The 25,479-nt window shown below is 34.3% G+C and carries 26 protein-coding genes; 12 read left to right on the top strand and 14 right to left on the bottom strand.

The window, feature by feature from the left end; translation table 11 throughout:
• Position 1 precedes the first annotated feature (1 nt).
• Together J2Y38_RS14665 and J2Y38_RS14660 are read right to left on the bottom strand one after the other, a co-directional pair.
• Complete coding sequence (locus J2Y38_RS14665; protein WP_309843868.1) at positions 2–823, bottom strand: alpha/beta hydrolase; 822 nt, start codon at positions 821–823, stop codon at positions 2–4.
• A gap of 38 nt (positions 824–861) precedes the next feature.
• Entirely contained in the window at positions 862–1,632 is a 771-nt protein-coding gene (locus tag J2Y38_RS14660; protein ID WP_309843866.1) for an alpha/beta hydrolase, read from the bottom strand.
• Between the two features lie 424 nt (positions 1,633–2,056).
• Here J2Y38_RS14660 and J2Y38_RS14655 point away from each other — a divergent pair, with 424 nt between their 5' ends.
• From J2Y38_RS14655 to J2Y38_RS14640, 4 genes are all read left to right on the top strand, one after another.
• A complete protein-coding gene (locus J2Y38_RS14655) occupies positions 2,057–2,347 on the top strand; it encodes a GNAT family N-acetyltransferase (RefSeq protein ID WP_309843864.1) in 291 nt (96 codons plus the stop codon).
• Between the two features lie 127 nt (positions 2,348–2,474).
• Entirely contained in the window at positions 2,475–3,095 is a 621-nt protein-coding gene (locus tag J2Y38_RS14650; protein WP_309843862.1) for a dienelactone hydrolase family protein, read from the top strand.
• Positions 3,095–3,445: a hypothetical protein gene (locus J2Y38_RS14645; RefSeq protein WP_053472815.1), complete on the top strand. Its 351-nt coding sequence runs from the start codon at positions 3,095–3,097 to the stop codon at positions 3,443–3,445. Before J2Y38_RS14650 ends, J2Y38_RS14645 begins: the two co-directional genes overlap by 1 nt.
• A 304-nt stretch (positions 3,446–3,749) precedes the next feature.
• Positions 3,750–4,688 (top strand): ring-cleaving dioxygenase, encoded by a 939-nt coding sequence (locus tag J2Y38_RS14640; protein ID WP_309843860.1) that lies wholly within the window; start codon positions 3,750–3,752, stop codon positions 4,686–4,688.
• 118 nt (positions 4,689–4,806) lie between these two features.
• Here the strand turns inward: J2Y38_RS14640 and J2Y38_RS14635 are convergent, their stop codons facing one another.
• From J2Y38_RS14635 to J2Y38_RS14590, 10 genes are all read right to left on the bottom strand, one after another.
• Entirely contained in the window at positions 4,807–6,717 is a 1,911-nt protein-coding gene (locus J2Y38_RS14635; protein WP_309843857.1) for a cytochrome c biogenesis protein CcdA, read from the bottom strand.
• 5 nt (positions 6,718–6,722) lie between these two features.
• Positions 6,723–7,244, bottom strand: a complete 522-nt coding sequence (gene msrB / locus J2Y38_RS14630) for a peptide-methionine (R)-S-oxide reductase MsrB (RefSeq protein ID WP_309843854.1) — start codon at positions 7,242–7,244, stop codon at positions 6,723–6,725.
• 8 nt (positions 7,245–7,252) lie between these two features.
• Positions 7,253–7,891 carry a peptide-methionine (S)-S-oxide reductase MsrA gene (gene msrA, locus J2Y38_RS14625; protein ID WP_309843852.1) on the bottom strand — a complete coding sequence of 213 codons (639 nt, stop codon included), beginning with the start codon at positions 7,889–7,891 and terminating at the stop codon, positions 7,253–7,255.
• A 77-nt stretch (positions 7,892–7,968) separates the two neighbouring features.
• Positions 7,969–8,421: a thioredoxin fold domain-containing protein gene (locus J2Y38_RS14620; RefSeq protein ID WP_309843849.1), complete on the bottom strand. Its 453-nt coding sequence runs from the start codon at positions 8,419–8,421 to the stop codon at positions 7,969–7,971.
• A gap of 102 nt (positions 8,422–8,523) precedes the next feature.
• Positions 8,524–9,066 carry a peroxiredoxin gene (locus J2Y38_RS14615; protein ID WP_309843848.1) on the bottom strand — a complete coding sequence of 181 codons (543 nt, stop codon included), beginning with the start codon at positions 9,064–9,066 and terminating at the stop codon, positions 8,524–8,526.
• 120 nt (positions 9,067–9,186) lie between these two features.
• On the bottom strand, positions 9,187–9,633 hold the full coding sequence (locus J2Y38_RS14610) for an OsmC family peroxiredoxin (RefSeq protein WP_309843846.1): 447 nt from the start codon (positions 9,631–9,633) through the stop codon (positions 9,187–9,189).
• 134 nt (positions 9,634–9,767) lie between these two features.
• Positions 9,768–10,766, bottom strand: coding sequence for a hypothetical protein (locus tag J2Y38_RS14605; RefSeq protein ID WP_309843844.1), 999 nt, complete (start codon positions 10,764–10,766; stop codon positions 9,768–9,770).
• A gap of 33 nt (positions 10,767–10,799) precedes the next feature.
• Entirely contained in the window at positions 10,800–11,294 is a 495-nt protein-coding gene (locus J2Y38_RS14600) for a hypothetical protein (protein WP_309843841.1), read from the bottom strand.
• A gap of 164 nt (positions 11,295–11,458) precedes the next feature.
• Positions 11,459–12,316, bottom strand: coding sequence for an AraC family transcriptional regulator (locus J2Y38_RS14595; RefSeq protein WP_309843838.1), 858 nt, complete (start codon positions 12,314–12,316; stop codon positions 11,459–11,461).
• A gap of 67 nt (positions 12,317–12,383) precedes the next feature.
• Entirely contained in the window at positions 12,384–12,731 is a 348-nt protein-coding gene (locus J2Y38_RS14590; protein ID WP_309843835.1) for a helix-turn-helix domain-containing protein, read from the bottom strand.
• A 119-nt stretch (positions 12,732–12,850) separates the two neighbouring features.
• Here J2Y38_RS14590 and J2Y38_RS14585 point away from each other — a divergent pair, with 119 nt between their 5' ends.
• The 8 genes from J2Y38_RS14585 to J2Y38_RS14550 all read left to right on the top strand — a co-directional run bounded on the left by J2Y38_RS14585 (position 12,851) and on the right by J2Y38_RS14550 (position 22,220).
• Complete coding sequence (locus J2Y38_RS14585) at positions 12,851–13,810, top strand: aldo/keto reductase (RefSeq protein ID WP_309843833.1); 960 nt, start codon at positions 12,851–12,853, stop codon at positions 13,808–13,810.
• A gap of 90 nt (positions 13,811–13,900) precedes the next feature.
• The gene (locus J2Y38_RS14580) at positions 13,901–14,734 is read left to right on the top strand and encodes a helix-turn-helix domain-containing protein (RefSeq protein ID WP_309843830.1); all 834 of its coding nucleotides are present in this window, start codon (positions 13,901–13,903) and stop codon (positions 14,732–14,734) included.
• Positions 14,735–14,813: 79 nt separating this feature from the next.
• Positions 14,814–15,680, top strand: coding sequence for an aldo/keto reductase (locus J2Y38_RS14575; RefSeq protein ID WP_309843828.1), 867 nt, complete (start codon positions 14,814–14,816; stop codon positions 15,678–15,680).
• Between the two features lie 162 nt (positions 15,681–15,842).
• Positions 15,843–16,253 carry a VOC family protein gene (locus tag J2Y38_RS14570; protein WP_309843825.1) on the top strand — a complete coding sequence of 137 codons (411 nt, stop codon included), beginning with the start codon at positions 15,843–15,845 and terminating at the stop codon, positions 16,251–16,253.
• A 138-nt stretch (positions 16,254–16,391) separates the two neighbouring features.
• On the top strand, positions 16,392–17,243 hold the full coding sequence (locus J2Y38_RS14565; protein WP_309843823.1) for a helix-turn-helix domain-containing protein: 852 nt from the start codon (positions 16,392–16,394) through the stop codon (positions 17,241–17,243).
• Between the two features lie 75 nt (positions 17,244–17,318).
• The gene (locus J2Y38_RS14560; protein ID WP_309843821.1) at positions 17,319–18,476 is read left to right on the top strand and encodes an MFS transporter; all 1,158 of its coding nucleotides are present in this window, start codon (positions 17,319–17,321) and stop codon (positions 18,474–18,476) included.
• Positions 18,477–18,682: 206 nt separating this feature from the next.
• Positions 18,683–21,064 (top strand): TonB-dependent receptor, encoded by a 2,382-nt coding sequence (locus tag J2Y38_RS14555; RefSeq protein ID WP_309843819.1) that lies wholly within the window; start codon positions 18,683–18,685, stop codon positions 21,062–21,064.
• A 58-nt stretch (positions 21,065–21,122) separates the two neighbouring features.
• Positions 21,123–22,220 (top strand): PepSY-associated TM helix domain-containing protein, encoded by a 1,098-nt coding sequence (locus tag J2Y38_RS14550; RefSeq protein ID WP_309843817.1) that lies wholly within the window; start codon positions 21,123–21,125, stop codon positions 22,218–22,220.
• Between the two features lie 78 nt (positions 22,221–22,298).
• Here the strand turns inward: J2Y38_RS14550 and J2Y38_RS14545 are convergent, their stop codons facing one another.
• Both J2Y38_RS14545 and J2Y38_RS14540 read right to left on the bottom strand, forming a co-directional pair.
• The gene (locus J2Y38_RS14545; protein ID WP_309843814.1) at positions 22,299–24,227 is read right to left on the bottom strand and encodes a glycoside hydrolase family 97 catalytic domain-containing protein; all 1,929 of its coding nucleotides are present in this window, start codon (positions 24,225–24,227) and stop codon (positions 22,299–22,301) included.
• Positions 24,228–24,411: 184 nt separating this feature from the next.
• Complete coding sequence (locus J2Y38_RS14540; protein WP_309843812.1) at positions 24,412–25,443, bottom strand: aldose epimerase family protein; 1,032 nt, start codon at positions 25,441–25,443, stop codon at positions 24,412–24,414.
• Positions 25,444–25,479 lie beyond the last annotated feature (36 nt).

The following is a 25,479-nucleotide window of genomic DNA, read 5'->3' as shown; positions in this document are numbered from 1 at the left end:
CTTAAGGTTTAATAAAGTTAAGAATGTCTGCATTAACTCTATCTGCATCTGTTGTTGGTATTCCGTGGCAAAGTCCCGGATAAGTAATTATTTTTCCGTTTTTTACCAGTTTAATAGCTCTTAGCGCAGTAATTTTATAAGGCACGATCTGGTCGTCTTCGCCATGTAATATAAGCACAGGGAAATTAACACTTTTTAGATCTTCGGTAAAATCTGTTTCAGAAAATGCTTTTATACAGTCATAATGCGCTTTAATCCCGCCATTCATTCCCTGACGCCACCAATTGTCCTGAATTCCTTTTTTTATATCTGCTCCTTCTCTATTATATCCATAAAATGGAAAAGTAATATCGTGATAAAACTGCTGTCTGTTATTGGCTGTGTTGAAACGAATATCATCAAAAACTTCTATCGGCACTCCATCCGGATTGCCTTCATTTTTGATCATATACGGCGTCACCGCACTAATAAGTATTACTTTTGACACACGGTTTTTACCATATTTTGCGGCATAATGAATCGCTTCACCTCCACCTGTAGAATGTCCGATATGTATAGCATCTTTTAAATCTAAAAACTCAGTAAGTTCTGCAACGTCTGCAGCGTAGGTATCCATTTCATTACCAGAATACGTTTGTGTAGATCTTCCGTGTCCTCTTCTGTCATGTGCAATTACCCTAAATCCCTTATCTAAGAAAAATAGCATTTGTGCATCCCAGTCATCTGCTGATAAAGGCCAGCCATGATGAAAAAAAATAGGCGTTCCTGTTCCCCAGTCTTTATAATAAATCTCTGTTCCGTCTTTTACCGTAATCTTGCTCATTGTATTATGTTTTAATTGTTAGTATGCATTATCAAAGTTTATAATTGTTCGTACCAGTCTAAAATATAATCTGCTACAGCTTCCCAGCCTGGTTCACCACATATAAAATGGCTTTTTCCCTGAAAAATTTTCAGGTCAATCTTGCTGTTACTGTCTTTATATTTTCTGGCCAGCGTCGTGGTAAGTGATGAAGGAAAAATAGTGTCGCTGCCTCCACCAATAAATAAAATAGGATTGTGAGGTTTGCTGAAATCAATATTAGAAAAAGAATTCAATACCAGTTCACGGCTTACTTTATAACTTTCAGGAACGGCAATACTATCAAAAGCATTTGCTCTGTCTCTTTCCGGAAGTGTGTTGAAAAAGCATTTGTCATACCATTCGCGGCTGCCCATGAAATATTTTTGGGAGGAAAAGAAACCAAATGCCGGTATAACTGACTTTAATGTTGCAAAAGGAGGAAATACATTTTTTGGAGGAGCACCATCAATACTTACTGCCGCAGCTGCTTTACCTAATTCTAATAATTTCATCGCCGCCATTCCTGCCATTGAATGTCCTATAATTAATGGCTTTTCGGGCAGGGTTTCAATTAATTTAATGATATTATTAACCACGTCTATAAAACCCGTTTTGGTAAGATCAGGATGGACTTGTTTTCTTAAGTCAGAAGGAATCCCATCATGTCCGGGATTAGCCGGCGTGTAAACGGTATAACCTTTTTGTTCGTATCGGTCTTTCCACTTTTCCCAACTTGTTTGGTTTACAAAGTTTCCATGTATCAGAATAATAGATTTTGATTTTGTCATAAGATTAATATTTAATGAGTAATTGAGGTTTATAAAATATGACGTACCTTACTTCTAAATTAGCAGTATAATCAGGGCAAAGCACCTATTAAAAATTAGATTTCAATCATTTTATTAAGAATTCCAATACTTCAGAAGTATTCTAATTTCTTTCCTGTGCCTAATCATGGAAACAGATAAAGCAAGCACTATGCTAATTTACTAATTTATTGATAATCAAATAAATATACTTTTAAAAAATTATTCTAATAACTATATTTCGCTAAAAGAATTCACCGATAGTGAAATATAAATAATGAACAAATAGAATCTATTTTAAATCTGGGAAGTAAAATTTTTCTTAATCTAGGTTAATGAGCAGATTTGTGTGTATTGCCTAAGTTTGTAAAAGAAATTAACAACATCAAATTATAACTAGAACAATATGGAAAAGATAAAACTAGAATTAGACGAGAAAAAACATGGAGCTTTTAATCTTTATGTTGATGGTAAAAAACAAGGTGAAATGACGGTAAGTATTAAACCTGATTTATTGACTGTTTATCATACAGGAGTTGAACCGGAAGCTGAAGGAAAAGGCTATGCAAAAAAACTTTTGGATGAAATGGTATCGTATGTTCGTGCTAATAATTTAATGGTTTTAGCGCTTTGCCCTTATGTTCATGCGCAATTCACAAGACATCCGGATGAATATCAGGATATTTGGAAAAAATAATTAAAAATCTTTTTATAGGCCACAGATTATACAGATTAAATAGATTAAAAAAATCTGTGCTAATCTTTATAATCTGTGGTGAAAAAATCTACTTTAATCAGCCTCATAATTTTAAAAATATAACATTATGAATACAGAAATTTTAACCGATGGTATTCCTTTAAACGAAGCTAAAAAAGCTTTGATTATGATTCATGGCCGTGGTGCGAGTGCTCATGATATACTTTCAATTGCAAAACATCTTAAGGTTGATGACTTTGCATTGGTAGCGCCTCAGGCCGAAAACAGAACCTGGTATCCATATTCATTTTTGGCTCCTATTAATGAAAATGAACCTTCTTTTTCAAAATCATTAGAAGCTATTCATCAGGTTGTTGTTGCAATTCAGCAAAACGGAATTGAAAAAGAAAACATTTATTTTCTTGGATTTTCTCAGGGCGCTTGTCTGGCTTTAGAATTTACAGCCCGAAATGCTGTAAAATACGGTGGAGTTGTTGCCTTTACAGGCGGACTTATTGGCGATAAAGTATATGAGAATCATTATGCCGGAAATTTCGAGAATACACCAATTTTCATTGGAACAAGTGATCCTGATTTCCATGTTCCTGTTGAAAGAGTAAATGAATCTGAAGCGCTTATGACAAAAATGGGCGCAGACGTTACTAAAAAAATCTATCCAAATATGGGACATACCATAAGTCAGGATGAAGTAGATTGTGCAAATGCATTAATTTTCAACAAAAAATAATGATTACGATAACGCGAGTTTACAGCGATACCAATGGCGAAAGTCATTTTGAAGACTTCGAAGTTCCGTTGAAAAACAATGGCGATATTGGTTTTTTATCTGATGATGAGCCTGTAAAATCAATCGTTTTTAGAGAAGTCAAACCTTCTTATGATTATGATTTTCATAATGCACCAGACCGTCAATATATTGTTTTATTGGAAGGCGGTGTAGAAATCGAAACTTCTTTAGGAGAAAAAAGAAAATTTGAAACAGGATCTATTCTCTTGGTTGAAGACACTACAGGAAAAGGACACAAAACAAAAAATATGGAGCCCAAACTTCGAAAATCAATATTTATAAAATTATAAACTGCCGACGTTCTGTCGGCTTTTTTATTTATGAAATTTAAGAAATAACCTCGTTATATTTTTTATCCATTTTCTAAATGAAACAGCTTCATTTATAAAATTGCGATATATCGTAAAAACAAAAAAACACAACACAAGTAAAACACTAATAAACAAACAAATAGCGCACTTGGAATACTATTTGGTTATTGGTTTACGAATAATAAAAAGTGGCTTTTATTTCTTAATCTAGGTTAATCGATCCAGAGCGATAATGGAGGTAAATTTGTATAAGAAATCAATAACAATTTAATAGTATAATACCATGGAAAATAAAATTTTAGGCTTACACCATATAACTGCAATAGCAGGTGACGCAAAAAGAAACTTCAACTTTTACTCTAATATTTTAGGATTACGTTTCATTAAAAAAACAGTAAATTTTGATGATCCGGGAACGTATCACTTTTACTTTGGCGACGAGGTTGGAAGTGCCGGAACAATTTTAACTTTTTTCCCTTGGGGAGAAGGAATTCAGCAAGGAAGAAAAGGTTCTGGAATGGCAACAGAAATTGGATATTCTGTTCCAAAAGGAAGCTTGGATTTTTGGCAGAAACGTTTCGAACAATACAATGTAATTTATAATAAACCAGCTGAAAAATTCGGAGAAAAATATCTTACTTTCTTAGATCCGGATGGTTTAAAATTAGAATTAATCGAATCTAAAACAGACGATAACAGAAAAGCCTGGGAAACATATGAAGTAAAAGCAGATGTAGCTACAAAAGGTTTTCATAACATTACTTTGACTTTAAACGATATTAAACCAACTGCTGCAATTTTAACAGAAATATTTGGTTACAAATTAATCGATCAGGATGTAAACCGTTACCGCTATGCTACAGATGCTGTAGAAAATGCTGCAATTGTTGATTTGGTAGAATTGGCAGATGAAAAACGAGGTTTAAATGCAAACGGAACTGTTCATCACGTTGCTTTCCGAGTAAAAAATGATGAAATTTTAATGCACTTCCGTGAAAAAATCGAAGCTTACGGATTGTCAATTACACCACAGATAGACAGACAATATTTCCATTCTTTATATTTTAGAGAACCAGGAGGTGTTTTATTTGAAATTGCTACAGATAATCCCGGATTTACTGTAGATGAAAGCTTAGAAGAATTAGGTCAAAACTTAAAACTTCCTGCTCAATACGAATCTCAAAGAGCTACTATCGAAAATCATTTGGTTAAAATTAATTAATGATACTTTTAGAATAAGCCAAAAAGCCAAACCCCTTAAACAGAAAATTTTTAAGGGGTTTTTTATTGGTCTGAATCAAAAAGATTATGTTTTTCTCAATCAAGCTATCAAAAACAACTTAAAAATTCTCAATTCCATTTTGTAAAAATGCCGCATATTTTTTCACATCAGGTTCGTATGCTGCTGGTTTAGAAAGCATATTTCCGTTTGTATCCATCAAAGCATAATACGGCTGCGAATTGGTTTGAAACTTTTCAGTTTGAAAATCACTCCATTTATTCCCAATTGTTTTGATCTTTTTGCCGGTAGTTTTCGAAATAAACTGTTCCTTTTCCGGAAGTACTGTTGTATCATCTACATAAAGTGAAATCAGTACATAATTGTTATTCAGCTTTTCCCATACCTCTTTATCACTCCATACATTATCTTCCATCTTGCGGCAGTTCACACAACTCCAACCCGTAAAATCAAGTATGATTGGTTTATTTACTTTTTTCGCATAAGCCAGTCCTTCTTCATAATCATGAAAGCAGTTGAGATTTTGCGGACAGGGCTGCGAATGTTTTTCTGCTTCATTCTCTGTATTGGACGAAACAGAAGCAGTATTATTTTGATTCCATTCTTTATAAAAAGACGGAGGTAAAAATCCGCTGGCTAATTTCAAAGGGGCGCCCCACAGCCCCGGTATCAAATAAACCACAAAACTGAATATCAAAATAGAAGACACAAAACCACTAATTGAAACTTTTGAATTGTTTTCGTATTCATCAAACTTTAGCTTGCCCAACATGTAAAATCCAAATAAGGTAAAAATAACAATCCAAATGGCTATAAAAAGTTCACGCTTTAATATTCCCAATCCGTAAACAAGATCAAAAGTTGAGAGGAATTTTAGTGCAAGAGCCAATTCTAAAAAGCCTAAAATCACTTTTACCTTTCCCAGCCAGCTTCCTGATTTAGGCAGTTTTTTAAGCATACTCGGAAAAGCGGCAAAAAGCAGAAACGGAATGGACAGTGCAAATGAAAACCCAAACATTCCTATTGCTGGTCCAACAATACTTCCGCTGATTGCAGCTTCTACCAAAAGATTTCCTATAATTGGCCCTGTACAGGAAAACGAAACCAATGCCAGTGTAAAAGCCATAAAAAATATTCCGATCAATCCGCCTTTATCTGCCATTTCATCAGATTTGTTAAGCCAGCTGCTTGGAAGTGTTATTTCAAAAGCGCCTAAAAATGAGATCGCAAAAACAACAAAAATCAAAAAGAAAATAAAATTTACGATACCGTTACTTGCCAAAGCATTCAGCGCATCTGGTCCTAAAGTCAGCGTAACCGTTAAACCAAGTGTGACATATATCGCCACAATGGATGCGGCATAAATAATCGCTCGCTTTATTCCTCCATTTTTGGTAAAATAACTAACCGTAAGCGGAATCATAGAAAATACACAAGGCGTTAGTATTGCTAAAAATCCGCCAAGGAATCCTCCCAGAAATATCCACCATAAATTAGCTTCTTTCACAGGCGGTGTATAATGTGCATTTTCTGCACTTTTTTTAGGCAAGTATTTTAAATTAATTTCCTCGGTTTCCGGCGGAAGGCACATTGTACTTCCGCACGACATATAATTGACAGTTGCTTTAATCTTTATGCTGTCTTTTGCTTTAGGAATTATCTTTTGTATAAAAGTGACTTCATTTTCAAAATAGTACAAAGTCTGATTCTCAAACTCCTTCTCTATTCGGTTGAGAGGTTTGGGTTCCATTACTCGGCCTGCAAGAACATATTGGTCTGATTCTTCAAAATGAAAAAATGTAGGAAGCGGACCATCTTGTATTTTATTAAACTGGCTGTTGATGTGCCAGCCTTTTTTAATTACAGCCGAAAATTTTAAATGTAAAGTATCGCCAGAACCTTGTTCAATGCTTGATTTCCATTTTACAGGATTTTCCTGAATCTGCGCGTTTACATTTATAAAAAACAAAATGAAAAATATTCCAAGAATACCCTTAAATTTTTGATACATATTATTTATTTTTTTGATTCTCCTTCTGGTTCAAAATCCAGCGAAACAGAATTCATACAGAATCTTTTGTAAGTAGGTGCCGGACCATCATCAAAAATGTGCCCCAAGTGCGCATCGCATCGTCCGCAGAGAACTTCTGTACGACTCATTCCGTGTGAGCTATCGTCGTGATAACGAACGCTGTTTTTTCTAAGAGGTTCATAAAAACTCGGCCATCCACAGCTGCTTGCAAATTTGGCATCAGATTTAAAAAGTACATTACCGCACGCTGCACAATAATAAGTTCCTTTAGTGATGCTTTTCCAGTATTTCCCTGTAAAAGGTCTTTCGGTATTTTTTTCTCTTGCTACCAGATATAAATCAATCGGTAATACTTTTTTCCATTCGGCATCAGAAACATTTAGTTTTGACGTATCAGTATTTGAATAGTAAGGATTATTTTCATGTCCTTTCTCTGATTTCATATTTTGAGCATAACCGCTGGCAGTCAATAGAACTGCTATACAGCTTAATACTATATTTTTCATAGTGATCACTATTTGAGTTTCTTTTTAAATATTTCCCTGAATTTTTCCAGCTCGGGCTGAATTACATATCGGCAATACGCCTGATTAGGATGCTTTTTATAATATTCCTGATGGTAACTTTCGGCATTGTAAAATTTAATGAAAGCGGTTACCTCTGTCACGATATTACGTTCGTAGATTTTTTTCTCTTTGAGCTGCGCAATGCAATATTTGGCTCTTTGTTTCTGATTTTCATTATGATAAAAAATCGCCGAACGGTATTGTGTACCAACATCATTGCCTTGACGATTTAATTGTGTTGGGTCATGTGAAAGAAAAAAAGCTTCCAGCAATTCATCATATGAAATTAAAGACGGATCATAAACAATAGAAAATGCTTCAGCGTGTCCGGTCGTTCCCGTGCAAACTTCTTCATAACTCGGATTTTCTGTAAGACCACCAGTATAACCAGGCGTAACTTTTAATACGCCTTTAAGCTGTGAAAATTTAGCTTCTCCGCACCAGAAACAGCCTGTTGCAAATGTTGCAGTTTCTGTTTGAAGAGCCGCTGCCTGAGTCGAAGTAACTGAACTTTTAAAAGTGTGAAATGCAAATCCTGAAAGCGAGGAGAATATCAGGATATAAATTGCCAGAACGTGTTTTTTCATAAATTTTATTATTAATTCAGATGAGTATCTGATGAAATTGTTCCTCGAAAAACTTCTGATTCAATCAAAAGCGTAGATTATTGAGCCGAGGCTTCTTTAGCAAATTCAAGCAATCCTGCACCATCAACATATCCAATATGATTTGCAATTATTTTTCCGTTTTGATCCAAAATTAAAAGTGTCGGCAGACCTTCAATTCCCCATGTTTTGGCTAGTGTAGTTCCTTCTCCTTTTTCAACATCAATACTGAAATTGATATAATTTTTATTAAAATAAGCAGCTGCCTTTTGATCTTTGAATGTAGTTTTCTGAAGCTGTTTACAAGGCGAACACCATACTGCGTATGCATCTACAAAAATATTTTTATGACTTGCTTTAGCCATAGTAAGTGCCTGCTGATAATTCTTTGGAACAAAATTTATTTCATTTTCTGTCGCTTTTTTTTGAGCTTCTGCATTCAAAACATAAAGCATTGAAAACAGAAGAAAACAAAATGATAACAGACCAGAACCGTTTTTTAAATTTTTCATTTGAATAAAATTTTACGATTAGCCGCTCCTCGCACCGATGCCGTCAGTAACCTTGAAGCACCGATACTTAATAGCGGACACTTTAAAAAATAGAACTTATTATTATTTTTTCAGATAAGAAAGTACTTCTTTCGAATGATCTTCACCTTTCATAAAATCTCTGAAACTGTAAGCAATAACACCATCTTTTCCAATCACAAACGTTTCACGTCCGCTCAGGATCATAGTGCCTAAGTTTTCTTCTTTTACTCCAAACAATTTCAATACTTTATTATCCGGATCGCTTAACAAATCAAAAGGAAGTTTTTCTTTTGATTGAAATGCTTTATGGCTTTCAACAGTACCTTGGTTAATCCCGATAACAAGAGCGTTGGCATCTTTGTATTTTGCGTAAGCATCTCTAAACGCGCATACTTCGGCAGTACAAACCGGGCTCTGATCCATTGGGTAGAAAAAAACCACTATTTTTTGTTTTCCCAGATGATCTGCCAGTTTAAAATCTTTGCCATCTTGATCTTTTAGAGTAAATCCTGGAGCTTTATCTCCTTTTTTTAATGTTTCCTGTGCGTAAATATTCGAAGCTGTTAGAGACAGAACTGCAATTACCATCATTACAATTCCCTTCATTTTTTTTGATGTTATCATGATTTTAAAATTTAAATTGTGCCATTATTGACCTTGTAAAATTGCAATACAAAAAAGAGTTTGTTTTTGCGATTAAGGTCAATTATTTGGTAATTTGGTTCAGCTTAAAAATTATTTTATTTAAGCGAAAAGCTGCGCATCAGAAGTAATCTGAATACTTAAAGCTTTTGAGATTAAGCAATTCTGTTCTGCAGCTTTTGTAACGGCTGTAAATTCTTCTTCACTAATTCCCGGTACACTTCCTGTAATCGAAAGATGAATTCCTGAAATAGCAAAACCTTCCATCGTTAAAGTCGCTTCAGTATTCAATAATGTTGGTGTTAAGCCTTTTTCTGTCAAGGCAAAACTTACTGCCATTGTAAAACAGCCTGCATGTGCCGCCGCTAGTAATTCTTCGGGATTTGTACCTTTTTCTTCTCCTGTAAAACGAGTTTTAAAACTGTAATTTGTTTGGTTTAAAATTCCGCTTTGAGTTGTTAATTCTCCTTTTCCTTCTTTTGCACTTCCTGTCCATTGTGCTTTTGCTGTACGTTTCATTACTTTATTATTGTTTAATTTGATTGTCATTATTGACACTACAAAATTGCGTTATACTTAAGAGAAGGATTTTGTCAATAAGCCCAATTATTTGGCGATTTAGTCCAAAAAAAAAGCCCTAAATCTTTTCAGTTTGGGGCTTTTGTTATAAGCTATTTTGTTTGCTAGAAAGACAATAGAGAAATACCTGCATTTACATAACCCGCACTTGTATTATCGCTTGTAAAAGAAGCGTTGCTATAATGTTCTCCATCTTTAAATAATCTGGAAGAGAAATAATTATTGATACCGCCTCCCACGCTTAACATAATATTTTTGGCAAAGAGATATTCAAATGTGGCACCGCTTTTAAGCTCAATTGTATTATAACTTACTTTGCCATCGAGCAGATTATTTCGACGATTGTAAAAAGTACTAAAAGAACTTTGGTTGGAACCAAGAATAACCCATGCATTTCTGGCCACTTCTTTTTTAAGGTTAATTCCTGTGGGAATATCTACAATAAGTTTCAATCCTGACGAAAGAAACTTATGATAATAATTTATAATGGGTTCTACCGGAATTGGCGAAGAAGGATCGATCAACACTAAAAGTCCAACAGAAAACGAAGAGTTCTCTGTTTTCTTTATTGGCAATGTAAAACTTCCATTAAAATTAAAACGCTTCACAGAATTTAGATTATCAGAAATGCCTCTGGCAACCAATGAATATATAATGGGATGATTAAAAATACGGTCAGATCTGGAATAATTTACCGCAACATCTATGGTATTTCTATCCGATGTTAAAGGCATTAATTGAGAATCAGTAAGATTGGTTATATCTTTAAGTTCGATGGCGGTATACGTATAAAAAACCGTCGCCGAAAGAGAATTTCCACTCCACTGAATTGCCGGAGAATTGAAAAAAGTAGTGATGCGCTCGGTCTTTATTTTTCCGTTTGCAAAATCTTGATCATCCAATTTTGAATCAAAATCGCTGTAACCAAAACTGCTCGCCGAAACACCAAATTGTCTTAAAGCCGGATAGCGAATTGCCAGTTCTCTTTTTCCTGCACTTGTGGTGTCTGCCACAGGATGTACAGATGACATACTGACCATGTTTTGTGCTTGTAATGCACACGAGAAAAGTAAGATATAAATGAAAAAGGCTTTTATTTTCATGGCTTTGTTGTTTAAAATAGTATGTTTCCTGATTTAAAGTCTTGTTGTTTTATTGATAAACTTCTGTTTTCTAAACTGAAATATTGAACCGGCAATAAAAAGCAGTAATAAAACAAGAAGTGTATTCCCAATTACAGGATCTTTAATATCCTTAGCCAGCGGATGTCCTAGCGGAACTCTGGTAAAAGTTTCATTAACGGTTGGAACTAGTGATAGAAAAAAACTAAAAGACAGCCAGAAATTTTCAAAATAACGAGCTCTCCCGCTGTTTTTTCTTTTTGAATTCAGAAAATAAGCTGCTAATACCAGAACGATAATAAAAATAGCAAAGACATGACCCGGATTAAATCCGCCATGTTTGGAGATTCCTAACGAGGTTAGTGAGGTTACGACTGTTCCGTAAAAATATATTTTACCGGATAATGTGTTCAAATTGATTTTACCATATTTGACAAAATCTATTACTGCTGCTACGATTGCAGCAACACCTATAATTGTGTGAAAAATTCCTAAACTTGATAGTCCCATTTTTTTATGATTTAAATTTGTTTGAAAATACATAGCAAACTTCCGATAGATCAAGGAGAATGGTTTTGTCAATTAGTCCAACTATTTGGCAATTTGGTTCACAAAAAAAAGCATCCTTCAACTAAATGAAAGATGCTTAAATATTATAAAAATGAGTTTTACAATTACTCTTTGTTATTCAGTTTCTGGCGGTAATTTGTGGGGCTGACGTTGTATTTACTGGTGAAACTTTTGGTGAAATTTGCCAGATCATTAAAACCGCAGTCAAATGCTATTTCAGTAATACGCTGATCTGAAACTTGCAGTAATTCGGCAGCTTTTTCCAGTTTTTTAGCTTTGATATAATTGGCTGGTGTATCATGGAATATTTTTGCAAATTCTCGTTTGAATGATGAAACGCTCAAATTATTTTGCTGCGCCAGTTCTTCAATTGTGAGTTGTGAAAACAGATTTGCTTCTATAATTTGTTTGAAAGTATAAGTCGTAGGAGAAAAAAGCTGTGATAATATCAGTTGTATCGATTCTGAATTTTGTGTTTGAGACAGCAAAAGTATAATCTCTTTTACTTTTAATACCAAAATATCTTCGTTGATCAAAGATGGATTTTCAAAATAAAACAATAATCCTTCAATGTACTTCTGAATTAGAAAATCGTTGTTTATTTTTTCACTTGATTTATTTGATATTACGTTCTTAGGTTTTTGAAGCAATAACGGAAGTTCTCTGTCGTATATTTTTTTTAATATCTCCGGATAAAACGTAACAATTACAATTTCGCAATTACTGTTTGTCTTTGAATTGTGTATTTGTTTCCCGGAATTTATACAGTTTAGTAATAACGAATAATTTGTGGCAACACTTATTTGTTCATCATCGATTTGATATTCAACGTCTCCTCCTTTCACGTATAAAAAACAAGCCTGCTCCGTAACCGGAAAATCAAAATTAAACGGCGGTGTCAATTCAATTTTTTGAATTAGTGTTTTGCCGTATAGATCGTGTTTTTTATAGTCGTTTATCATAACTTTTTATTTTCTTCTTTAAACTAATATTTAAATATCAGCTACAAACTTTTTTTGTTTTGTATTATTATGATTGAATTAATTTTTCTAATTCTTCACGATGGTCTTCGCCCCACTGCGCTGTGTATTCAATTGCGGGTATGAGTGAATTTCCTAAAGAAGTCAGTTCATATTCTACCTTTAAAGGACGTTCGTCATAAGTAATTTTGGTTAAAATACCATGATTAACAAGTTCGCTTAACTGCGTATCGAGAAGTCTTCTGGATGCTTTTGATATTTTGCGCTGGAGTTCTCCGGGACGTTTTATACCCGAATGAATACACCAGATTAAAGCGATTTTCCACTTGCCCTGAATTACCTCCATAAACAAATGCAGTCCGCAGTCTAAATTTACCGGAATCTTCTTTTTGTACATAATTAATCGAATTGGGTATCAAAGGTAAAATATAAAAATGATAAATCTTATACGGCTGAATTTAGCCGTACTTGACTGATTTAAAAGCAGTCTGTAATTTTACAAAAAATAAAAAAATCATGAAATATAAATTATTCGGCACAGGAACGGGATTATATTCCAGCGAAATTATATTGGGCGCAGCGAGTTTTGGAACACGTAAAGGACACGGAACAAATCCCGAAGAAGTTCATAAAATATTAACGGCTTATGCAGATGCGGGCGGGAATTTTATAGATACTTCTGACCGATACCAACTTGGAGAATCGGAAGAACTGATTGGGAAATTTATAGAACATCAGCGCAGCAATTTTATCATCTGTACAAAATATACACAAAGTAATGAAGCTGCGCCTAAAATCAGCAATTTTGGAAATCATCGCAAGGCAATGAGACAAGCTGTAGAATCAAGTTTAAAACGCTTGAAAACAGATTATATCGATATCTATATGCCGCATTTTGATGATGGCGTTACTCCGCTTGACGAAATTATTAGAGGTTTAGAAGATTTGGTAAAAAGTGGAAAAGTGCTTTATACTGGTTTAACTAATTTTCCTGCATGGAAGGTTTCTGCAATAGCTGCTTCAACCAAACTGACTGCTGTACAAATCGAATATAATCTATTACAGCGTACTGCAGATCGTGAATTTATACCAATGGCAGAGCAATTTGGCTTAGGAACTATGATGTATTCACCTTTAGCAGGCGGAACATTAACGGGAAAATACAGAAAAGGAGAAACAGGGCGAATAACTCTTGCTTCTTCTGATTACCACGAAGATGAAAAATCAAAAGCAATACTGGATCAACTTTTTATTATTGCAGAAGAAATTGATTCGACACCCGGACAAGTGGCTTTTGCTTGGGTAAAATCTAAAAGCGCTTTTCCAATATTAGGTGCGCGTACCATTGAGCATTTTAATGATGGACTTAAAGCTTCTTCTATAGAATTAACAACCGAACATATTCAACAATTAGATAAACTGAGTGCTATTACTTTGGGATATCCGCATGATCTATTGGCAAGCGTAAGAAGTTAGAATTACTAATCTAAAAATTTGGCATAGAACTTATTCATTATAATTGAATTGTATAAATTTGTGAATGATTAAGATATATCTAAATAAAATATGAGTCAGTTTCTGGTAGCAGCGATTGGAGAAAATAAATGTACACTGGAATCTTATAATCGCAGGGATTTCTATAAAATTAGTCTGGTAACAACAGGCTGGCCTCCATGCCAATTGTATTACGGCAAACTTTCTCCTATAGAAGTAGACAAACCTGCGTTAGTACTGCTTAATCCGCTTGTGCCTCATTCATGGGTGGTGCCCGAACGTGAAATCGAAACAGAAGGATATTTTTGTGTATTTGATGACAAGTTTATTAATTCCAGCGCACAGCTCAACGGATTAGCCAGCCAATTATTTAATGAACAGTCATCGCCTGTTTATTTTCCGGATAACGAGGAACTAGAATTTTTATCTGTTTTATTTAAGCGTATTCGGGCAGACTCTGATATTCAGTATGATGACAAAGAGAATCTTTTTCGCAGTCATCTCAATTTAATATTTCATGAGGCTTTAAAAATGCGAAATACGAAGGACAGAACTGATAAAGGCACTTCGAGAATTGTAGCTTCATTTTTTGGTTTACTCCGAAAACAGTTTCCAGTTGATTTACCTCTACAGACAATTAAACTAAAAACTGCATCAGATTTCGCCAGCTGTCTTTCAGTACATGTTAACCATCTCAATACTGCGGTAAGAAAGGCTACCGGTAAATCGACAACGACACATATCAACGAACTTTTATTTGCTGAGGCTAAATCACTCCTGAGTTATACAAATTATAGTGTTGCCGAAATCACATTTGGTTTTGGTTTTGAATATCAAAGCTACTTTACAAGGTTTTTTAAAAAATATGCAGGAACTACTCCTTCTGATTTTAGAAAAAAGATTTGAAAAGTATAAATAATGCTTTGAAAAGTCTTTATCAAAATTCAAGTCGCCTCAATAGCTTTGTATCTATAAAAACTAAATTATGGAAACATCAATTAAATCTAAATTTCTTTTGGGAGGTGACCTGAATATTAACCGAATGGGATATGGAGCAATGCGTATAACCTCACCCGATTTATTTGGTATGCCGCAGGATCCGCAGAATTCTATTAAGGTACTGCAGCGCGCTGTAGAATTGGGAGTAAATTTTATCGATACTGCCGATCAATATGGCCCTTTTATTTCGGAAGAATTGATAACCGAGGCTTTGCACCCGTATCAACAAGACCTGATTATTGGAACTAAAGGCGGTTTGGTTCGTTTTGGTCCATGGGCAGATATTAATAACGACGCCAGCCCGCAGCACCTTCAGGATGCACTTGACGGAAGTCTGCGGAGGTTGAAACTGGAACGTATTGATTTATACCAATTGCATAGAATCGATCCTAAAGTTCCTGCTCCAATAAGTTTTGATTTTTTGGCTAAAGCTCAGGAACAAGGAAAAATCAGGCATATTGGTTTATCAGAAGTATCAGTTGATGAAATTAAAGAAGCTCAAAAGTATTTCAAAGTTGTTTCGGTACAAAATCGATACAGTGTATTAGAACGTCAGTGGGAACCTGTATTAGAATATTGTAAATCTCAGGGTATTGCTTTTATACCCTGGTTTCCTATTGGAGGCGGAATGACGCCTTTGACTGAACAACTGCAAAAAATCGCCGATCGTAAAAGTGTAACTATGCGTCAACTTGCATTGAGCTGGCTGCTTCATCACGCTGATAATATTCTTCTTATTCCTGGAACAGCCAATCTACATCATTTGGAAGAAAACATTAAGGCGAAAGAAATTTTACTTGATCAAAATGATATGCTGGAATTGAATGCTTTAACGGATCAACAAAGCATTTAATTTTCTTTGATAAATAAAGTTTATACAAAAGGATGAGTTTTTATTCATCCTTTTGTATAAACTATTTTATTCAGAATAAATACGAAAAAATCCAAAGTCTCCTGACAAACAGCTGTCACAATCCTAAATTATTTTTGTCTTATAATTTTAAAAAAAAGAAAAATGAATTTAGTGTCAATTCGCATTATTACTGCCCGCTTAGAAGAACTAGTAAAATTTTATGAGCACGTTACAGGCGTAACAGCAGTGCAATATACACCGGACTTTGCCGAACTTAAAACACCAACCACAACATTAGCAATTGGAAGTACCAAAACTTTAGCCTTTTTCGGTGGAGATGAAGTTGCAAAACCAGCTCAAAACAGCAGTGTGATTATAGAACTTAAATCAGAAGATGTAGAACAAGACTATATTAGATTAGAAAATTATCTTCAAAATAATATCGTTCAAAAGCCTACCACAATGCTGTGGGGAAATAAATCATTCTTATTTCGTGATCCAGATGGTAATCTTGTCAATTTATTTACGCCGGTCACAGCAGAAGCTATTGCAAAATTTAATGCTCAAAATTAACTCTAACTATCGAAGAAATTCAGGTGAATTATAAATAGTATTTCCTGAGTCAGATTTCAATTGAAATCTGACTCAGGATTATAATTGAGTATACGCATATGAATTATTTTGTAGTTTTATAAAAATTTTGGGTGAATTATGCCGACTAAAAAAGAAACTATAGAAATACATAAAGATGAGCTAAACGCTCCGGGTATCGATATTGCTTCCTTTGATAATCTTCAGGAATATTTGCACACTGCCCACAGAGACGATCATTATATGTTTGTTATCCTGCAAAATGGAAATTTTCTTTGGGAACTTGATTTTAAAGAAATAACCCAGATTGGTCCCGCTGTAGGTTTCGTCGCTCCCGGACAAGTACATCGCTATCTTGAAGCAAAGCAATGCAAAGGCTGGTTGGTATTTGTAGATAATGATTTAGTTCCGCTTCAATATCGTGACATTTTCATTACCTATTTAAATGCAAAACAATCTGCATCTGTAACAAATGATGAAACGGTTTTTAAAATACTTCCGTTATTGGCATCAATGCTTGAACAAACACAACAACCGTTGTTTGATTCTGTCGTAAGATCAATGATAGAAACTCTTGCTGGTTTGGTAGCTTCAAAAATTTTAGATTCACAAGATTCAGTGATTCGTCCGGAAGGACAAAAATATAATACTGTAGTAAAATTTAAACAGCTAATAGCTGAGCACAAAACAAAAGTAAAACAGGTTCAGAAGTATGCATCTCTTTTAAATATTTCACCACTTTACCTTAACGAAATTGCAAAACAAATCACGGGCTTTCCGGCAAGTTACTGGATCAATCAGGAAATTTTACTGGAAGCCAAACGTATGCTCTATTATACCACACTTGATGTTAAACAAATAGCTTACGAATTAGGCTATGAAGATTATCAATACTTTTCACGCTTCTTTAAAAAGAATACTGCGATGACTGCTCTTGAATTTAGAAATTCAAAACCATCAATTGTCCAATAACAGCCATTAATCGGCTATCGCCTGCGCTGCCCTTCCCGTCTACCTTTGCCGTTGTATAATTATAAAAAATCTACAATGGTACAAACCAACAATTTTACTAAAATGATCACACCAATAATTCTATCGGTGTTTGCTATTTACTTAACTATTGGCATGACTCTGGGAATTCTGCCCGGTTTTATAAAAACAAATTTAAACCTCAGCAATTTTATTGTGGGCTTAGTTATCGGACTGCAGTCATTGGCAACTTTGTTTACAAGGGCATATTCCGGAAAAATAACCGATACAAAAGGAGCCAAAAACAGCAATCATCTGGGAGTATTACTAATGATTATTTCAGGAGGCATTTATGTAACAGCTTCTTTATTTTCTAATAATGTTTTAGTCGCTATAATTTTATTGATAATTGCCCGAATCGTACATGGTACTTCTGAAAGTCTTGCTATAACCGGCGCTCTATCCTGGGGAATAGGTCTGGCAGGCATACAGCAATCTGGAAAAGTAATGACATGGAATGGAATTGCTATGTATGCAGGAATAGCAATTGGTGCTCCGGCGGCTTTATGGCTCAAAAGTACTTATGGCATAACGATCGTATTTATTTTAATCTGTTTGCTTTCTGCTGCAAGCTGGCTTTTTACCCTAAAACTGCCTTCTTTAACTGTCGACCCTTCTCTTGTTAGATCTCCGTTTTACAAAGTTGTGGGACTTATTTCGCAACAAGGACTGGCGTTAGCATTTTCTGCTATTGGGTTTGCTTGTATATCGTCGTTTATTGCGTTGTTGTTTTTAGATAAAAACTGGGGAAATCCGTCATTGGCTTTCATGGCATTTGGATTCTTTTATATAATAACAAGAGTTCTTTTTTCTTCATTTCCTGATAAATTTGGCGGTTATAAAGTGGCACTTATATCTTTGGTTATCGAAATTATAGGTCAGCTTTTAATTGGATTTGCGCCTTCAAAAATGATTGCTTTGGCAGGCTGCGGTATTACCGGAATAGGGTTCTCCTTAATATTTCCATCTTTGGGCGTATTAGCAATTAAAAAAGTAATTCCACAAATGCGCGGAACAGCTTTAGGAGCATACGCAGCATTTTTTGATCTTTCACTAGCATTGGCCGGACCCGCAGCGGGACTTATCGCAGGCTTCTATAACTATCAATCTGTTTATTTCTTTGGAGGAATCAGTTCGCTTCTTGCAATAGCAGCTTTATTTTATAAAAAACAATAAAACCTGTTTTATATTAAAGATTAAAACCTCATTTATTGAGGTTTTTTCTCTTATAAAAAACTTTCAATAATTTTTTAAGATTCCCGATTTTTCAACTTAAAGTTTTTAATATTATTTTAAGAAAATTTTAATGTTGCTATATGAATTTATAGTTCTATTTATATATTTGTAATCAGTCTAAATAAGAATAAATTACAAAATTTCATATGAAAACAACATTTAAAACACTTAAAAACAATGTTTTAACAAGAGTGTTTCTAGCGTTACTGACTATTTTTTTGTGTTCAGAAACTGCTTTTTCTCAGTCAACTTTGGGAACTATCTCAGGTAAAGCAATCCTGAAAGACGGAAATCCTTTACAAGGTGCTACGGTAAAAATTTCAGAATTAAATAAAACTACAACTACTGATTCTGATGGTACTTATTTACTAAAAAACATTCCTTTTGGAACGTATTTAGTTGAAATTAAACTAAACGGTTATGAGTCTACTCCTGCTTCAATTTTAGTAGATCAAAACAATTCAAATCCAACTCTTGATTTTGAACTTACTTATACTTCACAAAAATTAGAGGAAGTTATTGTAAGCTCTGGAGGAAACCGATTTGCAAGAAAAGAAAGTGAAGAAGTTTCTAAAATGAAACTTAAAAACATGGAAAATCCGCAGGTTTACAGCATTGTAAGTAAAGAACTTATGAAAGAGCAGGTAATCACGGATTATAATAGTGCTTTTAAAAATATTCCTGGTGCAGGTATTTCTGAGGTTAGAAATCAGGGAAGATCAACTAATATTTCGAGAGGATTTGCAACACCTCAATTAGTAAGAAACGGGGTTGGAAGTTTTACTTATAATTCAATTGATCCTTCTAACTTAGAGCGTATTGAAGTTATCAAAGGGCCATCGGCAACATTGTTTGGAAGTACAATTTCATCTTTTGGAGGTTTGTTTAACAGGGTAACAAAAAAACCTTTTGATTTCTTTAAAGGTGAAGTATCATATACTGCTGGTGATTGGGATTTAAATCGTTTTACAGCCGATATTAATACACCAATTAATGATGATAAAACAGCTCTTTTTAGAATTAATACAGCTTTGCATAGCGAAAGAAGTTTTCAGGATGCAGGTTTTAACAAAAGCTTTTTTATAGCGCCAAGTTTTTCTTATCAGGTAAACGAAAGAATGACTTTACTTATTGATGCTGAATTTAGCGCATCAAAAGGAGTTTCACCAACAAGATTAGCTCCTTTTACCGGAGCTGGTGCTACTGCACACAGCATTGAAGAAATGGGAATCCCTTATAAACTTTCATTTGCTAACAATACTGTAAATTACACCGCTCAGCAGTATAATATATTTGCACAGTTAAAATATCAAATTTCAGATGAATGGACATCACAAACGATTGTTTCGCGTACAAGATCATCTTCAGAAGGATATACTGTAGCTTTAACAGCTTTAAGTAATGAAACATTAAGACAAGCTGTTACAAATCAGGATTATCCTTATTACGGTACAGACATTCAGCAAAACTTTAATGGTGATTTCAAAATTGGAAGCTTACGTAACAGAGTTGTAGCTGGTTTAGATTTCTACAGCCTTCGTGCAACGCGTAATGATGCAACGGTAAATATGCCGGCTATCAATTTTAGAACACCGGGAGAAGCTTATAATAACTTTACCATTGATAAAATAAAGCCATTATTTGCGGGAGTTAATTATGTAAATTATGTATCTAATAACGAAAGAACATATAGTGCATATATATCTGATGTATTGAACATTACTGATCGATTAATTGTAATGGGAGGTGTTAGAGCTGACCGTTATTTTAATAAAGGAACGTATTATCCGGCTACTAACACTACTACAGGCGATTACAACCAAACTGCATTTTCTCCTAGATTTGGAGCTGTTTATCAAATTGTTAAAGAGAAAATCTCTGTATTCTCTAATTACATGAACGGATTTAATAATGTTGGAGGTTCAGATTTTAACGGAGATACTTTTAAACCAAACCATGCGAATCAGTTAGAGGGAGGATTTAAATTCGACTTTGATAAAATTAGTGCTACTTTGAGTTATTATAATATTGAAGTAACTAACATGACCCGTAATGATCCTGATCATGCTAATTTTCAAATTCAGGATGGTACGCAGTTAAGCAAAGGTTTTGAAGCTGAGCTTATTGCAAACCCTATTAAAGGTTTAAATATCGTTGCTGGTTATACGTATAATGACAGTAGATTATCAAAATCAAATCCTAGTACTAACGGATTAAGACCTACAACTGCAGGTTCGCCAACAACTGCGAATCTTTGGGCTAGTTACAGATTAACTCAAGGTGCAGCATCTGGTCTTGGATTTGGTGTTGGTGGAATTTACGGAAGCAAATATTTCCAGACTAATACAGCTACTTTTAAATTCCAAATTCCTGAATATACTGTTTTAGATGCTTCTGTTTTCTATGACAGACCAAAATACAGATTAGGTTTAAAAGTGGATAACTTAACAAACGAGAAATACTGGTCATACCGTTTAGCTGCTCAAAATCCAACGAGAGTTACGGGAAATATTACCTTTAAATTCTAAGATTTTCAGTTCGTTATTTCGACTGATATTATTTACATTTGGGCTTTTATAATAAGTTATGACCAAAGGTTTTAAAAATACAATAAGACAAATACATTTGTGGCTCGGTTTAGCATCGGGCCTCATTGTTTTTATAGTGAGCATCACCGGATTTCTTTATGTTTTTGAAGAAGAAATCCGTGATTTTTCAAACAAAGAATATCTGCATGTTCCTGTTCAGCAAAAATCATTTATAGGATTAAAAACTATAATTGAAAATTATAAAAAATTGGAACCTAAACAGAAAATTACAGCTTTAAAAGTAAACAGAGAAGAACCTAATGCTGCAATTGAAATTTCAACCAAAAAGAAAAAGACCTATTATTTCAATCCTTATGACGGAAGCTTAATCAACAAGCAAAGCTCTGACTGGTTAAATATTGTTCTTGAAATACACCGTACTTTATTGCTGGGAGAATTTGGCGAATTCATACAAGGCTGGTCAGTAGTAATTTTTATCATAATGTTGATTACAGGACTAATATTATGGTTTCCAAATCAAAAACGATTAATAAAACAATCGCTAAAAATAAAGTGGAGCGGCTCTTTTAAAAGAGTTAATTACGATCTGCATCAGGTTTTAGGATTTTACGCTTCTATTATTTTGCTTTTAATCGCTTTTTCAGGAACGTATTTTAAATACGATACGGTTAAAAAATCGGTTAGTATAGTAACCGGAAGTAAACTTAGAAAAGGTGATGAAGTCGTGTCTAAAGAAAAAATTGATTCAACCACAATTCCGTTTCGTTACAATAACATTTACGAAAGTGCCAACTCCAAATATCCGGGAGCAACTTCTGTTTCATTTTCGATTAGAAAAACAGGAGAATTGAGAGTAAGAATGACGTATCCGAATGATTGGGCAAGAAACCAAAATACACTTTTCTTTGACGGAAAAACAGGTCAAATGCTTCGTACTAAACTTTACAAAGACAACAATGCTGCAGATGTATATGAAGCCAGTAATCATGATTTGCATACAGGAGTTTTCTTTGGTCTTACAGGGAAAATAATCTGGAGTTTGGTAAGTTTGATTGGAGCTTCTCTTCCTATAACCGGATTTATTATTTGGTGGAAAAAAGGAAAGAAATCAAAAACAAAAAAGGTTAAAGCTTAAAAGCTTTCAGCCAATAGAAATAAAAAAAGCCTTTAAACAGAAACGTTTAAAGGCTTTTTGCTTTTAATCTTCAACTATTTATTTTATAAACTGAATAATAAATCCTCCTTTTGGAGCTAAATTATACTGCCATTTTGAAGTTATAGGATAATTTGAAATCTTAAATTCCATTAACGGATCTGTTCCTTCAGAAATAATTCTGAATTTTGAAAAGCCCTTACCGTATTTCGACAAATCAATTGAAATTGGTGATACTGCATTAGTACCATTTATTCCAATAATATAAGACAGATTATCTTTTTTGCGAGACAAAACAACTGTTTTTCCTGGCTCTGCAATTATAGCTTCGGTTTTATCCCAAGTCGCCGGCATCTCTTTTAATAAATCCTTAAGTTCATTAGGAAGTGAATTAAAAACCTCTTCTGAATCGGCAAAATGAATAATTCCTGATGTATAAATCATGGCCATAGCCAATTCATGCACTGCTGTATTTAAACGCGTATATTTTCTAAATGTTAAAGCAAACGGAGTATAATCTGCAGGTCCTGCAACGTTTCTTGTAAAAGGCAATACTGTATTTTGCTGCGCTGCCATTTCAGGAAATCTTGGCTCATAAAAATAACTTTCCGTTCCTAAAATAGCTTCTGCCGTTACAAAGTTGGGCCATGTTCTATGCCATCCTCTTGGAACTGTTGTTCCATGCAGGTTTACAAGCAAATGTTCTTTGGCAGCATCTTCAAAAACCGATTGAAGCGTACTCATAACTTCTTGTCTGTCTGAGCACCAAAAATCTATTTTAACGCCTTTTACTCCCATATCAGCGAGTTCCTTAAATCTTTTTTTCCTTTTTTCAGGATTAAAATATTCTGCCGAATATCCCCAAACTAATGGCTGAACTCCTTTAGACAAAGCATGATCAATAATTTTTCCTTCTTTATTCGCTTTTTCCCAACCCGCATCAAAAAGCGTATATCTAAAACCAAATGAAGCCGAAACATCAGTAAACTTTTTATACATTTCTGGTGTAAAATCATCAGGATGCGACCACCATGACCAGGCTGCTTTTCCCGGCACAATCCATGAAGTATCTTCAATTTTAGAAGCCGGAGCCAAATCCGTAATCAAAGTTGACAATAAAATATCTCCCGCTTTATCGCCAATCAAAATAACTCTCCAAGGCATTGTCCACGGTAAACTTGATTCAGGATAAGCGTTTGTGTCCGGCAAAGGCAAAGTGAATTTTTCATCTTTTTCTGCAAAAGCAATTTTATACATTCCGCCATTAGAATCCGGCTGTAAATGACAACCCGGAAATGTACCTTCGGCTCCAGATTCTGAAATTAGAACCCAATTTTTAGTATCGTTTACATTAAAAAGCGCCGGCATACACCATCCAACCGAAACATTTCGTGCGCCGCTTATTGGATCTCCAGATTTTACATTCACATAAAAATCCTCATAACCCGGAGTATAATCTCCAGCCTTGTTGTACGGTTGAAGCCAGCCTTTTGCATTTTGATCAATATGAAATCCTGTAATTTCATTTTTAACCACTCTGGTTTTTTCTTCCTTCTCGGTAAACTTATATCTAAAAGCAACCCCTTCTTCTCCAGCAATTAAATCAATTGTGATTAAAGCTCCCTGCTTGTTTTTAAACGTTATGCTTTTAGTTTTAAAAACATGATCAGCAACTTTATTATTGGCGACTTTAAGTTCGTATTTTTCACGTTTTTCTTCGATAGGCGAAACTTTCTCAACCGACAAACCAGAAGTAAAATCATTATTTTCAAGATTCAAACCCAGCGGAGAATCTAAAATTATCGTTTTATCTCTGCGGGTAACTTTATACGACAACTTTCCATCTTCGGTTAAAGACAAAGTAATTTTATTTAAATTATCCTTAGACTTCAGGTAAAGGTCTTTGTTTTGAGCTTTACCGCTTGTCAGTACAAAAAATACTGCTGGTATCAGTAAGCTCAAAGTTCGATGAATAAACATTTTTCTCATTATATAATTTTTAAAGGTGATAGTTCAATTTTGTTATTAATAGTTGCGGTTATTTTAACACATAGATTGTAAAGTTTATTTTGCCACGAATTCCACTAATTAGCACGAATTAATTAGTGAAAATTTGTGCAATTCGTGGCAAAAAAAATCCTTTTTATCCCTATAATCTGTGGCATAAATATTTTTAATTTTCAAGAGTCATAACATCAAAAGCATAAGTAATCATTTCATTATAAATCTGCTCTGCTTTGAATATTGTATTTGGAAAATGTGCATGATTGGGACTATCCGGATAATACTGGCATTCTAAACAAAGACCGTCAAAAGGTTCATAAAACTTAGAATGTTCCCCAATTTCGACGCTGTTTAAATAATCTCCCGTATACAATTGCAAGCCAGGATAAGACGTAAATACACGCATTATTCTTCCTGATATTTCTTCGAATAATTCACAAACCGAATCTTCATCAACATTATTTCTATTAAAAATATAATACGTATTCAGTCCGCCATCTTTCATAACATCACCTAATTTGTAATGATAAAAAGAGCAGTTTTCTGCAGGTATAATTCTTCCTGTCGGAATATAATCTTCTGTACTTTCTACTATTTTGTCGGCTTGGATGTTGAGATAATGATGCTGTATTTTTTCGGCACAAGCCGATAAATTAAAATAAGAATGATTCGTAAAATTTATTGGAGTTGGTTCATCGGCTACAGCCAAAAATTCAATTTTCAGTTCGTTTTTATCCGTCCATTTATAAATGACTTTGGTCGTTAAATTTCCGGGAAAACCGCCGTCTCCATCTTCATTTTCCAGAGTAAAAATTACAGCATCTTCTTTTATACTAAAATCAAAAACCTTGCTGTTAAATCCGGCTGAACCACTGTGGTTATTGTTCTTGCCATCATTTTTATCTAAATAATAAGTTTTATCATCAATAGAAAATTCGGCATTATTGATTCGGTTGGCAAAACGACCAACAGTTGCGCCTATATAAGATTTATCTTTTATGTATCCTTCTAAAGTTGGAAATCCTAAAACTACATTTTCTTTATTTCCGTTCTTATCCGGCACTACTATGGATTTTACTACGGCTCCATAATTAAGCAGTTCAACATAATTTCCGTGAACATTTGTAAGTGTAAATTTAAAAATTTCTTTCTCAGCATACCAGCCAAAAGGCTCATATACAATTGTATCTAAAGGATTCATATTGTTTTAAAAAAGGATTAAAAACACCAAGGTTAT

It is taken from the genome of Flavobacterium sp. 2755 (genome assembly GCF_031455715.1).
Taxonomy (GTDB): domain Bacteria; phylum Bacteroidota; class Bacteroidia; order Flavobacteriales; family Flavobacteriaceae; genus Flavobacterium.
This window is presented reverse-complemented; position numbering and strand designations above follow the sequence as displayed.